Genomic DNA, 13,995 nt, shown 5'->3' on the forward strand with positions numbered 1-13,995 from the left:
TTTATAAAATGAAAAAAGTTGATAGAAATTATTTATTTCAATAATAGCGTTAAATAGGCTTTCTAGTGACTTTTTTGTGACATTTTTAATTATTATTTTTTAAGTACTAAAGCTCTAATATTTCTTTTGCGAAAGGTTAAATTATGGTAAAAAAAATATTAAAAAGAGATGGAAATTATGAAGAGTTTCATCCTTATAAAATTAAGGATGCAGTAAAAAAAGCTTTTAAAAGTGCACACCTCACTTTTGATTCTTCAATATTTTTTAATGTATTAGCAATTATTGATCAAAAAAGAGTAGTTGCAGTAGAAGATATTCAAGATGCAATAGAAAATGAACTTTTTAAGGCAAGATATTTTGATGTAATGAAATCTTTCATGTTATATAGACATCTTCATAAATTACAAAGAGAACAAGTTTTAGGTTTAAATGATGATACAACTTATATTAATTCTACACAAACAATTGAAGAGTATATAAATGGAAGTGACTGGAGAATTAAAGCAAACTCTAATACAGGTTATTCTCATGCTGGACTTATAAATAATACTGCAGGAAAAGTTATTGCAAATTATTGGTTAGATAAAGTCTATTCAAAGGAAGAAGGGCAAGCTCATAGAAATGCAGATTATCATATCCATGATTTGGATTGTTTAAGTGGGTATTGTGCTGGATGGAGTTTAAGAGTATTACTTGATGAGGGTTTTAATGGTGTTAGAGGAAGAGTTGAGAGTACTGCTCCTAATCACTTTAGAGAAGCCTTAGGTCAAATGGCAAATTTTCTAGGAATATTACAAAGCGAATGGGCAGGTGCACAAGCATTTTCTTCTTTTGATACTTATTTAGCTCCTTATGTTTTTAAAGATAAATTATCTTTTAATGAAGTAAAGAAAAATATTCGAAGTTTTATTTATAATTTAAATGTTCCTGCAAGATGGGGACAAAGCCCTTTTACAAATGTAACTATTGATTGGACCGTTCCTGAAGATTTAAAAGATCAAATTCCAACAAAAAATCAAGAGCATCTTTTTAAAGGAATAGAAGATGAAGAGCTTTTAGAAAAAGCAAAAGCAAAAGGTTATAACTCTTTAACTTCAATGACCTATAAAGCTTTTCAAAAGCAGATGGATATGATAAATAAAGCTTATTATGAAGTAATGACAGAAGGAGATAAAACAGGGCAACCTTTTACTTTTCCTATTCCAACTGTTAATATTACAGAAGATTTTGACTGGTATGGAGAAAATACTGATTTACTTTTTGAAAATACTGCAAAAATAGGTAGCTCATATTTTCAAAACTTTATAGGAAGCCAATATACAAAAGATGAAAAAGGAAATCTAATTTTAAATGATAAGGCTTATAAACCTGGTCACGTAAGGTCAATGTGCTGTAGATTACAACTTGATTTAAGAGAACTTCTTAAACGAGGTGGTGGTCTTTTTGGAAGTGCAGAAATGACAGGAAGTATTGGTGTCGTAACAATTAATATGGCTAGACTTGGGTATCTGTTTCAAGGAGATAAAGATAGCTTATTATCTAGACTTGAAGAGTTAATGGACTTAGCAAAATCAACTTTAGAGAAAAAAAGAGTTTTTGTAAATGAGATGTATGAAAGAGGATTATTCCCTTATACAAAAAGATATCTTCCTAGTTTTAATAACCATTTTTCAACAATTGGTGTAAATGGTATTAATGAAATGATAATTAACTTTACTCAAAAAGAGTTTGATATTGCAAGTGAGTATGGTATTTCTTTTGCTAATGAAATCTTAGAATTTATGAGAGACAAGATGGTTCATTATCAAGAAGAGACAGGAAACCTATATAATCTAGAAGCTACACCAGCAGAGGGTACAACATATCGTTTTGCCAAAGAAGATAAAAAAAGATATAAAGATATTTTACAAGCAGGATTTGGGAAAAATATCTATTATACAAATTCATCTCAGCTTCCAGTTGATTATACAGATGATGTCTTTAAAGCTTTAGATTTACAAGATAATTTACAAACTAAATATACAGGAGGAACAGTTTTACATCTTTATATGCAAGAAAAAATTTCAAGTGTAGAAGCTTGTAGGAAGTTAGTTAAAAATGTAATTTCAAATTATACTCTACCTTATATAACAATAACACCTGTTTTTTCAATTTGTCCAAAACATGGATATATAAGTGGGGAGTATGAATATTGTCCAAAATGTGACCAAGAAATCTTAGATGAGGAGTTAGAAAATGCAAAGCATAGAGCTTAAAAAGTTACAAGAAAGAAGAACAAGATGTATTGTATATACGAGAGTTATGGGATATCATAGACCAGTTGAAAGTTTTAATATTGGTAAAAAAGGTGAACATAAACAAAGGATAAAGTTTCTTGAAAAAGATCATTTATAGTATTACACCCTTTACAACAGTTGACTATAAAGACCATCTTTCTTGTATTGTATGGTTTATTCATTGTAATATGCAGTGTCAATATTGCTATAATAGTAATATTGTCTCTGCAAAAAATGGACAATATACAGTAGAAGATTTATATGATTTTTTAAAAAGAAGAGTAGGGCTTTTAGATTCTGTTGTATTAAGTGGTGGAGAAGCTACAATTCATAATCTCTTACCTATTTGTAAAGAGATAAAAGAGTTTGGTTTTAAAATAAAACTTGATACAAATGGTTCAAACCCAAAACTAATTAAAACACTACTTGATAGAAATCTATTAGACTTTGTTTCTTTAGATTTTAAAGCTACAGAAGAAAAATTTAAAATGATTACGAAAAGTTTGTTATATGATAGATTTTTAGAAACTTTAGAGTTATTAAATAAATCAAAAATAAATTATGAAGTAAGAACAACTTTGCATAGAGATTTATTAGATGAAGACGATATTAATCTTATGCAAAATACTTTGATAAATAGAGGTTATAAAAAAAGCTTTTATCTTCAAAATTTTTTAGAAACAACAAACTTTAAGAATTTAAAAGAGAGCCATACTGCTTATGATAAAAATAAAATTGAAAATAATTTAGAGCTCATCTTTAGAAATTAAATATCCTTGTCCTGAAATATTTACAATTAGTTCTTTATTTGTTTTTTGTCTTAATCTTTTAATAAAAGTTCTAATTCTTTCATCTGAAACAACCTCATCTTCCCATAAGATAGTTTTCATTGTATCAATTGATACAAAATCTTTTTTACTTTTAACTAATAAATTAATAAATTCTTTCTCTCTTTTACTTAATTTTATTAAGCTCTCTTTTTCAAAAAGATTTTTACTATTTACATCAAAAGAGAAATATTTATTTAAACAAATAACCCTTTGTTTATCAATCTTTTGTGCTAATACTGTTATATATTCTAATAACTCTTCAGGGTCAAAAGGTTTTATAAAATATTTACTTATTCCTAAATCAATTGCTTTTAAAAGTTTCTCTTTTTCAGAAAAAGCACTTAAAATAATAATAGGGATAGAATCATTTAATTCTTTGATTTTTTTTGTCATCTCTAAACCATCAAGTTTAGGCATCATAATATCAGTAATTATAATATCAGGTGAAACTTTTTCAAATTTTTCTAAACCTTCAATACCATCTTTTGCAATTGCAAAAGAGTAAAAGTTCTCTCCAATTGCATTTTTTAATAGTTTTGAAATATTTTCTTCATCTTCAACACATAAAATCTTTAAATCATTTAATAAATTTTTTTGCACTTATTTCTCCAAAGGAATTTTTATTTCTAGTTTTAGTCCATTATTATAATTTTTTGCACTAACTTTTCCATTTAAACTTTTTTCAATAATCATTTTAGACATAAATAGTCCAAGTCCCGTACCATTTGCTTGGTGTTTCGTTGTAAAATAGGGTTCAAATATTTTATCTAAAGTTTGCTCTTCTATTCCACCTGCATTATCACTAAATTCAATTATGGCATTAGAGTTTTCAATAAAAGTTTTTATATGAATTTTCTTTTCATTCTCTTTATCTTTTAAGGCGTCTGTAGAGTTTTGCAATAAATTAATAATAACTTGAGAAAGTTCATTTGAGATACCAAAAATACTAAATCTTTCAATATCAGTACTTATATTTATACCCTGTTTTTCAAGCATTTTTTTTGTAATAGTTAAAGCCTCTTCTATACAAGTCTTTACACAAAATTTCTTTTTTTCCTTGTTTGGATTAAAAAAGTTAGAAAAATCATCAATAGTTTTTGACATATTATTGATTATTTTTAATGATTCTTTATAATATAAATCAATACTCTTTTCTTTTTGCACTTTAGAAGCTTTTTTTAAATTATAAAGGGTTAATGTAAGTTCAGTAAGAGGTTGTCTCCATTGATGGGCAATATTTGCTAGCATTTGACCTAAACTTGCCATTCTTGATTGCCAAAAAAGAAGTTTTTGTTTCTCTTTGTTTTTTTCAACTTCCTTTTCAATTCTTTGTTCTAAAGTTTGATTTAATTCAAGAAGTTTTGCTGTTTGCTCTTTAACTTTTTGTTCTAAAGTTTTATTTAATAGCTTTAACTCTTTATCTTTTTGTTCTAAATCTTTTTTTAATTCTACTTCTTGTGTAACATCATATCTAATAGCAATAAACTCTTTGATTTTTTCATTTTCATCTAAAATAGGAGTAATAGTGGTATTTAAATATACTGTCTGACCATTTTTACAAAGGTTTTTAACTGTAGTCTTATAGGGCTTTTTTGAAAGAATTGTACTCCAAAGAAGAGTAAAGTTCTCCTTTGGAACATCAGGGTGTCTTACGATATTATGATTACTACCAAGAAGCTCTTCTTTTGTAAAACCTGAAATTTTACAGAATTCATCATTTACAAAAGTGATAATTCCATTAATATCAGTTTTTGATACTATATTTGAGTTTTCAATTGCTTCTTGATATGTTTGACTCATAAGACTATTTTTTATTTAAAAGTTCACAAGCCTCTTTTGCATGATAAGTAATAATTAAATCAGCACCAGCTCTTTTAAATCCTATTAATGTCTCTAACATTACTCTTTCATAATCAATAAGTCCAGCTGCACCTGCATGTTTAAGCATTGCATACTCTCCACTTACATTATATGCACAAATAGGAAGATTTGAGTTATTTCTAATATCTCTTATTACATCCATAAATGCTAAAGCAGGTTTAACCATTAAAATATCTGCACCTTGCTTTTCATCTTCTAAAGACTCTTCTAAAGCTTCTAATCTATTTGCAGGATTCATTTGATATGTTCTTCTATCTCCAAAAGATGGAGTTGATTCTGCAACATCTCTAAATGGTCCATAATATGCACTTGCAAATTTTGTAGAATAAGCCATAATAGGAAGGTCTTTATAACCATTTGAATCAAGAGCTGTTCTTAAACATTCAATAATTCCATCCATCATTCCAGAAGGAGCAATCATATCAGCCCCAGCTTTTGCGTGAACAATTGCTTGTTGTGCAGATATTTCTAATGTTTTATCATTATCAACTGTTCCTGTTTTAGGATCTAAAATTCCACAATGTCCATGGTCTGTATACTCACAAAAACAAAGGTCAGTTACAATAAACATATCTGGAAATTTTGCTTTTATTGCTCTAATTGTTCTTGCAATAATACTCTCATCACATAAACACTCACTTCCAACAGAGTCTTTTACATCTGGAATCGCAAAAAGAATAATTGAATTTAATCCAACTGTTCTTATATATTCACACTCTTTTAAAATTTCATCAATACTCATTTGGAATACACCAGGCATTGATTCAATCTCTTTTTTAATATTTTTACCTTCTCTTACAAATAGTGGATAGATAAAATCATTTGATGTAAGAGTAGTCTCTTGTACTAGATTTCTTAGAGTTTCATTAATTCTTAATCTTCTAAATCTTTTAAACATAATATTTACCTTTATTAGCTATAATCTCGCTATTTTAACAGTTTAAGGTTTAAAAAGATATGAATATAGAAAAATCGAATATTGCTAACCTGCCTACAAAATATGGAAAATTTAAAATAAGAGCTTATAAGCAAGATAACCAAGAACATTTAGCAATAATGAGTGAAAACTTTGAAAATATTGAATCTCCTTATGTAAGAATTCACTCTGAATGTTTAACTGGTGATACACTAGGAAGCTTAAAATGTGATTGTCAAAATCAACTTGACTTAGCACTTAAATTTATCTCAAAAGAGGGTGGTTTAGTAATTTATCACAGACAAGAAGGAAGAAACATAGGTTTATTAAATAAAGTTAATGCCTATGCTTTACAAGACCAAGGTAGAAATACAATTGAAGCAAATTTAGAGCTTGGATTTGGTGAAGATGATAGAGATTACTCTGTAGTTGATGAAATCTTCAAAGATTTAGGTTTAAAAAAGATTAAATTAATTACAAATAATCCTGAAAAAATTGCTTATGTTGAATCTTTAGGAGTTGAAATAGTAGAAAGAATTCCTGCTATTACAAAAATAAATGTTCATAATGAACACTATGTAAATACAAAAAAAGAGAAAATGGGGCATATGTTTTAATGCTTCATAATATAGATTTAGAAAAACTAAAGATAGACAAAGAGTTTTTTCATAGATGTGATATTTTTATCACTTTACTTCAAAAATGGGGTAAAGTTCATAATTTAAGTGGAAGATTAACTAAAGAAGACATTGAAGAGAATATTATTGATTCAATCTCTCCTTTAGAGTTCATTGATAATTATGATAGCTTTGCTGATATTGGTACAGGAGCAGGTTATCCTGGACTTATTTTAGCTATGGCAAAAGCAGATAAAAAATCTTATTTAATTGAGCCAAGACAAAAAAGAGTTGCTTTTTTAAATTTTGTAAAAAATAGTCTAGGTTTAAAAAATGTAGAAGTTCTTTGTAAAAGAGTTGAAGAGGTTGAAGGGTTAAAAGTTGATTTAGTTACTTCAAGAGCAGTTACTAATACAAAACTTCTCTTGGATATTACAGCAAACATCTCTACTGATAAAACATCTTTTTTATTTTATAAAGGTTCTTTGTTAGAAAGTGAAATTGAAGAGGCTAAACTAAAAAATTGTATTATTCATAGCAGAAAAGATAGAAACTACTTATATTTAAAAGGTAAAATATGATTTTAAAGATTTTAGCAGTAGCTCTTGTCCTATTTTTAATCTATATTGTTTTGTTTAAAAAAGATAGAGAAAAAAGTGTAAATAATAAATCTAAAGAAAATGAAAAAATTGAAGATGTTATGGTTGAATGTCCAACTTGTGGTACTTATGTTTCTAAAAAAGAGGCAATAATAAGTAATGGCAAATACTTTTGTTCAAAAGATTGTTTATTAAATAAATAGGAGTAAAAATTGATTTTAATAGGTGATAATCTTGTTCCTTATGAAAATTTGAGTTTTATTGATGCAATTGATGATATAGAATATACAGTTGCAAATTCAACTTTAATCTTTAATTATGATGAAAATTTATTACTTTATTGTAGTAAAAATGATTTAGATTTTGCAGTTGTTGTAAAGAGTATAACAGAAGCAATTTATTGTAATGCTTTAAATTGTAAATATATTATCTCTGATAAAAAACAAGCAAAAAATATTCAAAAAATTGCAGAAAACTATATGTTTGATTCAAAAATACTTGCTATTATTGAAGATAGCAGTGAAATTGAAAAGATTGCATTAAATGAAATAGATGGAGTAATCTACTCTTTCTTACTGGAAAAATAAAATGAAAGAAATATTAGATATTGTTGTTTTAGTTCTTTTTGTTTTCTTTGTTTTCATGTTTATAAAAGGTTTTAATAAACAACAAATTGAAAAACATAAAAATAGAGTTGATCCTACAACAAAAGAGAATACAACTAAAGAAGAGTAGGGTATTCCTCTACTTTTTACTAACCAAAAAATAAGCCTTCATTAGATAAAATATCTACTTTTTAAGACAGATAAATACTTCATAGAGTTAATTTAAGGATAATATAAATGAATAAACCATTATTAATAGAGATTGGTGTAGAAGAATTACCAGCAATTCCATTTTTAAAAGAGTTACCAAATATAGAGAAAAAATGGGCAGATATTTTAGAAAAGAATAGATTATTATGTGATTTTGATTTCTTTTATACACCAAGAAGATTAGTATTATGGCATAGAGAATTTCAAATTAAACAAGAAGATTCAGTAGAAGAACTATTTGGAGCTCCTGTAAAAATTGCTTTTAAAGATGGTAAGCCAACTCCTGCAGCAGAAGGTTTTGCTAAAAAATGTGGTGTAAACGTTGACGAATTAGGAAAAGTTGACCAAGGAAGAGGGGAAGTATTATATTATAAAAAAGAGGTTTCAGGAATTGAAGCTAAAGATTTATTAAATGAGATGATTAATGAATTTATTGCCTCTTTAGAGTTTGGTAAATCAATGAGATGGTCAAGTAGAAGTGATAGCTTTATTAGACCTATTAGATCATTATCTATTATTTTAGGAGAAGAGATAGTTGAAGCTGAACTTTTTGGAGTAAAATCTTCTAACTTCTCATTCGCACATAGAATGGTTTCATATGAGCCATTTACATATGATTTTGCAGGTGATTATTTTTGTAAATTAGATAAAAATGGTGTTATTCTTTATCCTGATGAAAGAAAGAAAACTATTTTAGAACAAATGAAAAAAATAGAAGAAGAGAATTCTGTAAAAATTGAAATTGACCAAGAATTATTAGAAGAAGTAGTTGCAATTACTGAATATCCAACTGCTTTAATTGGTAAATTTGATGAAGAGTTCTTAGAGTTACCAGAAGAGGTTATTGTAACTTCTATGAAAGAACATCAAAGATATTTTGCTGTTTATAAAGATACAGAATTAACAAATAACTTTATTGTAGTATCAAACTCTAAAACTGAAGATTTCTCATTAATAGTTGCTGGAAATGAAAAAGTATTAAGACCAAGACTTGCTGATGCAATGTTTTTCTGGAAAAATGATATTGCAAATGGACTTTCAAATGAGGGACTTAAAAAGCTTGTATTTGTTGAAGGTTTAGGTTCAATGTATGAAAAATGTGAAAGAGAAGCTAAGATAGCAACATTTTTAGCAAATGAGTTTAAACTAGAAGATAAAGAGCTGGTTCAAAAAGCAGTAATGCTTTCAAAAGCTGATTTAATGTCAGAAATGGTTTATGAATTTACAGAGTTACAAGGTCTTATGGGATACTACTATGCTAAAATTGCTGGAGAAAAAGAAGAACTTTATACAGCATTAAAAGAGCAATATTTACCAGATGGAGAAGACTCAGATTTACCATCTACGGTTTTCTCATCAATTGTAGCTCTTTCATATAAACTTGATAATTTAATGGGATTATTCTCTGTTGGAAAAATTCCTAGTGGCTCAAAAGATCCATTTGGATTAAGAAGAGCAGCAGCAGGTATTGTTAAGATTGCAATAGAGCATAAACTACCAATTGATTTAGAGAAAATTATTGATGCCTTACTTGAGAATTATAAAGGTTTAGATAAACAAAAACTTATTGAGTTTTTTAATGAAAGACTATTTAAAATTTTTGATGTAAACCCATCTGTATTAAAAGCTGTACTTGGTTCAAAAGAGACAGATGTTTATGAAATTTCTAAGAAATTATGTGCTTTAAATCCAATTGTATTAAGTGATAATTTTAAAGAGTATTCAGCAACATTTAAAAGGGTTGCAAATATTATCAAAGATATTAATGTAGATTCTGAATTAACTGTAGATGAGACACTTTTTGAAGATAAAGAAGAAAAAGAGTTATACTCTTCATTTAATAATGTAGTTTCTAAAGAATACTTAAATTATGAAGATGAGTTAGATGCTTTATTTGGATTAAAGCCTCAACTGGATAATTTCTTTGACAATGTTTTTGTTAATCATGAAGATGAAAAAATAAAAGCAAATAGAAAAAATATTATAGGTAAAGTATATCAAGCATTTAAAAAGATTGCAGATATAAAAGAGATTACAATATAATTTATTTTAAAGAAGGGAGATATTATGAGAACTTTTTTAATTTCACTTGGAGTAATTGCAATACTTAGTGGTTGTGCAACATGGAAAGGGGTGAAAAAAGATTCATCTGATGCATGGAAAGCTACAAAAAAAGGTACAAATAAAGCTTATAATGCTACTAAAGAAGCTATTCATGAAGCTACTGATTGATTTTTTAAGGGGATTGTTATTGTAAAACAAGCCCCTTTAAATTCTTTCTCTTTATAAGATTTAACTTCATTTCTTGCTACAATTTTTCCTTTAAAAATTGTTTCTATAATTTGTTTACAATTATATAAATCAATACCTTTTCCTAAAGATTGATGTTTTGTTGTAAAATATGGCTCAAATATTTTATTTTCAATAGCAAGGCTAATACCTTTTCCATTATCTTGTATTTTTATAAGAATTAAATCATTATATTTTTTAATATTTATAAAAATATATCTATTATTAGCCTCTTTCTCTTTTAATACATCAATACAATTATTTAAAATATGAATAAATACTTGTGTTATTTTTGTTTCATTACCATAATAAGAAATTTCTTCAATTTCTTCAATAATATTAATATGGCTATTATCTAATTTATGAGAAAGAAGTTCTTTTGCTTTTGAGATAATAGTGTTAAAACTATAATATGTATTACTAGTCTCATCAAAAAAGGCTCTAAAGTTTTCTATTGTATTTGAAAGATAAGTTGAGTTTTCTAATACAATATCAATACTTTTTTGTAAATCTTCATCACTCAGGTTATTATAATCCTTTTTTAACCGTAAACCACTAACACAAGTAGTTATTATAGATAAAGGTTGTCTCCATTGGTGGGCAATATTATTTAAAATCTCTTTCATTGTAAGATTTTTTGAGTGTTCTGCAATTATTAGGTTTTGTCTTCTATTTTTACTTACTTCTTCTTCTATTTGTTTTTTTAAACTTGTATTTAAATCAATTAATTCTTGTTCTTTCTTTTTGTTATATCGTATTGAAGGAACTACAATTAAAATTGCTTCAAGAAGAATAGTTAATAAAGTACCTAATAAAATATAAAGTTCTTGATTTTTTAAACTCTCTATTTTTTCATCACTCTCTTTTTCAAAATTAACTACTGCATAATCGAGTTTTGGAAGGATTTCATTTGAATATTTTTCTATATTTAGTAAGTTCTCTTTACTTTTGTTATTTAAGAACTCTTCAATTAATTTAAGATAAGTTTGAACATGAAAATCAAGTCTATATTTCTCTTCAAAATAGATTTTTTTAATTTTGTCAGAAGTAATATTAGAAATAATAAAGTTGTGATCAGTTCGCATTTTTTCTAGTAGTTCTTTTGTTTTATCTATATGATAGCTACTTCCACTTTCAAAACTTAATTTAGCCATTAGAGCTGTTCTTTGTGAAAGCATTCTTTGTTTTCCAGTAATATTTATTATTTTTGCATATATCTTTTGACTTGCAATCATTTGGTTCATTGTTGAAAATGCAAAAAATGCCCAAAATATAAGTGATATAAATACAATAAAATAAACTATTGTTAGCTTTTTTAAGTTAATTAAACTTTCCATAAAAAATTATAACATCATTTATTAAAAAAAGTTTAGGATTTCCTTGTATAAAAAGTAATCATACTCCAAAGGAATCATATGAGAAGAGGAATCTAATAGTTTTAAATCAAAGTTCTTATTTGTGTTACAAAGTTTTTTTATGTTAGTTAAATCAACTAAAGAGTCATTGTTACTAGCAATAAATAAGACTTCATTACTAACTTCTTTTAACATGTTAAAAAGGTTTTCTCTTTCTAATGTTGCTAATAATTGCTGTTTATATGTATCAACTCCTAAATCATCAAACATCTCTTTTATTAAAGAGATATTCTCAGTATCGTTTTTATCTTCTAAAAGTTGACAAATTGCCTTATTGCTAAGAGTTCTTATTTTATGTGTATCCATTCTTTTGAGATTATTTTGCCTTAAAAGGATCTCTTTTGAAGATAAGTTATTGATACTAGAAGAGACAACTAATACCTTATTTACCTTGTTTGGATATTTTGTTAAGTAATTTAATGATAAATATCCTCCTAGTGAAAAACCTATGATATTTACCTTTTTCTCTTCTTTTGAAATAGTTTTATCTAAACTTTTTATCATTTTCTCTATAGAATCTTCTTTGGGAATAGGGAGGCTTTTATAGTTGTTAAGTTCTATTTTTGACCAAAGTTTTTCATTACACATTAAACCTGGTATCATAAGTAGTTTTTTGTTCATTAAAGGATTTTACATAAAAGAATATAAAAATGAAATAGAATAAAAAAGTATTTAAATTTTTTAGGAGGGAAAATTAATTCAATTATATGTATAAAAAGTAATTCTATTTCATTTTTATTCGCAAAATGGAGCTGGTGAAGGGATTTGAACCCCCGACCTGCTGATTACAAATCAGCTGCTCTAGCCAACTGAGCTACACCAGCAAATAAAAAATTAACCCTTAAATATTTGAAGTTTAACAATATAAAAAATAAGGGAAAATAAATAAAGTGATGTCCATCCAACTTAGCGATTCTAAGTTTTAAATGGTGTCAAGAGAGGGACTTGAACCCTCGACCTCCGGCTTATGAGACCAGCGCTCTAGCCAGCTGAGCTACCTTGACATAAAGACATCATTTATTAAAGTTGGTTGCGGAAGCTGGATTTGAACCAACGACCTTCGGGTTATGAGCCCGACGAGCTACCGGACTGCTCTATTCCGCGAGTTGTTTACTTAAAAGTGGATGGGGTAGCAGGATTCGAACCTGCGAATACTGGTACCAAAAACCAGGGCCTTACCGCTTGGCGATACCCCAACTTTTTAAGTGCCGAAATTATAGTAAAAAACGTTTGGTTTGTCAAGGGTTTTTAGAAAAAATTTTGAAATTTTTGATATAATGTTAGAAATTTACGAAATATATAATAATATGAAAGAAGAAAATATGAATGCAATACAAAGAGTAAAAGAGGCAATAGAAGAGATACAAAAAGGTAATATGGTAATCATGTTAGATGATGAAGATAGAGAGAATGAGGGAGATTTAGTATATGCAGCAGCATTAAGTACTCCTGAAAAAGTAAACTTTATGGCAACTCATGCCAAAGGTTTAATTTGTGTATCTGTTACAAAAGATACAGCTCATAGATTAAAATTAAATCCAATGGTTGAATCTAATACTTCTTCTTATGAAACAGCATTTACAGTATCAGTTGATGCAGCAGATGCAGCAACAGGAATTAGTGCAGGGGAGAGAGATGATACTATTAAAATTCTTGCAAACCCAATTTCAAAAGAGACAGAACTTGTAAAACCTGGACATATCTTTCCATTAATAGCAAAAGATGGTGGGGTGCTAGTTAGAACTGGACATACAGAAGGAAGTGTTGATTTATGTAAATTAGCTGGACTAAATGGTGAAGCTGTTATTTGTGAAATTATGAAAGATGATGGAACAATGGCAAGAAGAGATGATTTAGATATTTTTGCTCAAGTTCATAATATGAAACAAATCTATATTTCTGATTTAGTAGAGTATAGATTAAGTCATGAAAAATTAGTTGATGAGATTAAACAAGAGGAAATCTCTTTCTTTGGAACAAAAGCTATAAAAAAAGAGTTTAAAGATCATCTAGGAAATATCCATACTGCAATACTATTTGGAGAGACAGAAGAATTAACTCATGTGAAATTTCATACAGTAATTCCAGATATTGAACTATTTTTAAATGATGAAAAATTAAATTCAATGTTAAAAACAATTAACTTTCTTCAATCAAAAGGTGGATTATTAATCTTCTTAGCACAAGATAAAATCCAAAAAGAATCTCAAAAAGATTATGGGATAGGAGCACAAATTCTTAATACATTAAATGTAAAGAAAATTAAACTAATGACAAGTGGAGGGAAACACTCGTTTGTAGGATTAAATGGATTTGGTTTAGAAATAGTTGAAGAAATTCAAATAGAGTGTTAAAAA

At 27.3% G+C, this 13,995-nt stretch carries 16 protein-coding genes and 4 tRNA genes; 11 read left to right on the forward strand and 9 right to left on the reverse strand.

What is annotated here, in order from left to right:
- The first annotated feature begins 143 nt into the window (after window positions 1-143).
- Genes ABIV_RS06630 through ABIV_RS06640 form a run of 3 tightly spaced genes read left to right on the forward strand, consistent with a single transcriptional unit; the run spans window position 144 to window position 3,046 of the window.
- Window positions 144-2,255 carry a ribonucleoside triphosphate reductase gene (locus ABIV_RS06630; protein WP_114839119.1) on the forward strand — a complete coding sequence of 704 codons (2,112 nt, stop codon included), beginning with the start codon at window positions 144-146 and terminating at the stop codon, window positions 2,253-2,255.
- A complete protein-coding gene (gene nrdD, locus ABIV_RS13755) occupies window positions 2,236-2,394 on the forward strand; it encodes an anaerobic ribonucleoside-triphosphate reductase (RefSeq protein WP_114839120.1) in 159 nt (52 codons plus the stop codon). The genes ABIV_RS06630 and nrdD overlap by 20 nt, the downstream gene beginning before the upstream one ends.
- Window positions 2,375-3,046 carry an anaerobic ribonucleoside-triphosphate reductase activating protein gene (locus tag ABIV_RS06640; protein ID WP_114839121.1) on the forward strand — a complete coding sequence of 224 codons (672 nt, stop codon included), beginning with the start codon at window positions 2,375-2,377 and terminating at the stop codon, window positions 3,044-3,046. Before nrdD ends, ABIV_RS06640 begins: the two co-directional genes overlap by 20 nt.
- Here the strand turns inward: ABIV_RS06640 and ABIV_RS06645 are convergent.
- Genes ABIV_RS06645 through hemB form a run of 3 tightly spaced genes read right to left on the reverse strand, consistent with a single transcriptional unit; the run spans window position 3,023 to window position 5,885 of the window.
- Entirely contained in the window at window positions 3,023-3,706 is a 684-nt protein-coding gene (locus ABIV_RS06645) for a response regulator transcription factor (protein ID WP_228254347.1), read from the reverse strand. The two genes, ABIV_RS06640 and ABIV_RS06645, sit on opposite strands and share 24 nt — an antisense overlap.
- Window positions 3,707-4,906, reverse strand: coding sequence for a PAS domain-containing sensor histidine kinase (locus ABIV_RS06650; protein ID WP_114839122.1), 1,200 nt, complete (start codon window positions 4,904-4,906; stop codon window positions 3,707-3,709). It abuts the gene before it with no gap.
- 4 nt (window positions 4,907-4,910) lie between these two features.
- Window positions 4,911-5,885 (reverse strand): porphobilinogen synthase, encoded by a 975-nt coding sequence (gene hemB, locus ABIV_RS06655; protein WP_114839123.1) that lies wholly within the window; start codon window positions 5,883-5,885, stop codon window positions 4,911-4,913.
- A gap of 59 nt (window positions 5,886-5,944) precedes the next feature.
- On the opposite strand from hemB, the gene ribA reads away from it, so the two are divergent.
- From ribA to ABIV_RS13620, 7 genes are all read left to right on the forward strand, one after another.
- Window positions 5,945-6,520 carry a GTP cyclohydrolase II gene (gene ribA, locus ABIV_RS06660; RefSeq protein WP_114839124.1) on the forward strand — a complete coding sequence of 192 codons (576 nt, stop codon included), beginning with the start codon at window positions 5,945-5,947 and terminating at the stop codon, window positions 6,518-6,520.
- Complete coding sequence (gene rsmG / locus ABIV_RS06665; RefSeq protein WP_114839125.1) at window positions 6,520-7,101, forward strand: 16S rRNA (guanine(527)-N(7))-methyltransferase RsmG; 582 nt, start codon at window positions 6,520-6,522, stop codon at window positions 7,099-7,101. The genes ribA and rsmG overlap by 1 nt, the downstream gene beginning before the upstream one ends.
- Window positions 7,098-7,322: a PP0621 family protein gene (locus tag ABIV_RS06670; RefSeq protein ID WP_114839126.1), complete on the forward strand. Its 225-nt coding sequence runs from the start codon at window positions 7,098-7,100 to the stop codon at window positions 7,320-7,322. The genes rsmG and ABIV_RS06670 overlap by 4 nt, the downstream gene beginning before the upstream one ends.
- A 9-nt stretch (window positions 7,323-7,331) precedes the next feature.
- On the forward strand, window positions 7,332-7,706 hold the full coding sequence (locus tag ABIV_RS06675; protein WP_114839127.1) for a hypothetical protein: 375 nt from the start codon (window positions 7,332-7,334) through the stop codon (window positions 7,704-7,706).
- A gap of 1 nt (window position 7,707) precedes the next feature.
- Window positions 7,708-7,854, forward strand: a complete 147-nt coding sequence (locus ABIV_RS13615; RefSeq protein ID WP_162917984.1) for a hypothetical protein — start codon at window positions 7,708-7,710, stop codon at window positions 7,852-7,854.
- A 107-nt stretch (window positions 7,855-7,961) separates the two neighbouring features.
- Entirely contained in the window at window positions 7,962-9,977 is a 2,016-nt protein-coding gene (glyS, locus tag ABIV_RS06680) for a glycine--tRNA ligase subunit beta (protein ID WP_114839128.1), read from the forward strand.
- A 24-nt stretch (window positions 9,978-10,001) separates the two neighbouring features.
- Entirely contained in the window at window positions 10,002-10,166 is a 165-nt protein-coding gene (locus tag ABIV_RS13620; protein ID WP_162917985.1) for a hypothetical protein, read from the forward strand.
- Here ABIV_RS13620 and ABIV_RS06685 read toward each other — a convergent pair.
- The 6 genes from ABIV_RS06685 to ABIV_RS06710 form a co-directional block, all read right to left on the reverse strand.
- A complete protein-coding gene (locus ABIV_RS06685; protein WP_114839129.1) occupies window positions 10,148-11,560 on the reverse strand; it encodes an ATP-binding protein in 1,413 nt (470 codons plus the stop codon). The genes ABIV_RS13620 and ABIV_RS06685 overlap by 19 nt on opposite strands.
- Before the next feature lie 21 nt (window positions 11,561-11,581).
- Window positions 11,582-12,259, reverse strand: coding sequence for an alpha/beta fold hydrolase (locus ABIV_RS06690; RefSeq protein ID WP_114839130.1), 678 nt, complete (start codon window positions 12,257-12,259; stop codon window positions 11,582-11,584).
- A 126-nt stretch (window positions 12,260-12,385) separates the two neighbouring features.
- A tRNA-Thr gene (locus ABIV_RS06695) sits at window positions 12,386-12,462 on the reverse strand.
- Window positions 12,463-12,565: 103 nt separating this feature from the next.
- Window positions 12,566-12,642 (reverse strand) — tRNA-Met (locus tag ABIV_RS06700).
- A gap of 23 nt (window positions 12,643-12,665) precedes the next feature.
- A tRNA-Met gene (locus tag ABIV_RS06705) sits at window positions 12,666-12,742 on the reverse strand.
- A gap of 17 nt (window positions 12,743-12,759) precedes the next feature.
- A tRNA-Gln gene (locus ABIV_RS06710) sits at window positions 12,760-12,834 on the reverse strand.
- 126 nt (window positions 12,835-12,960) lie between these two features.
- Here ABIV_RS06710 and ABIV_RS06715 point away from each other — a divergent pair.
- Window positions 12,961-13,992, forward strand: a complete 1,032-nt coding sequence (locus ABIV_RS06715) for a bifunctional 3,4-dihydroxy-2-butanone 4-phosphate synthase/GTP cyclohydrolase II (RefSeq protein WP_114840471.1) — start codon at window positions 12,961-12,963, stop codon at window positions 13,990-13,992.
- The last annotated feature ends 3 nt before the right edge of the window (window positions 13,993-13,995 follow it).

It is taken from the genome of Halarcobacter bivalviorum, assembly GCF_003346815.1.
Taxonomy (GTDB): domain Bacteria; phylum Campylobacterota; class Campylobacteria; order Campylobacterales; family Arcobacteraceae; genus Halarcobacter; species Halarcobacter bivalviorum.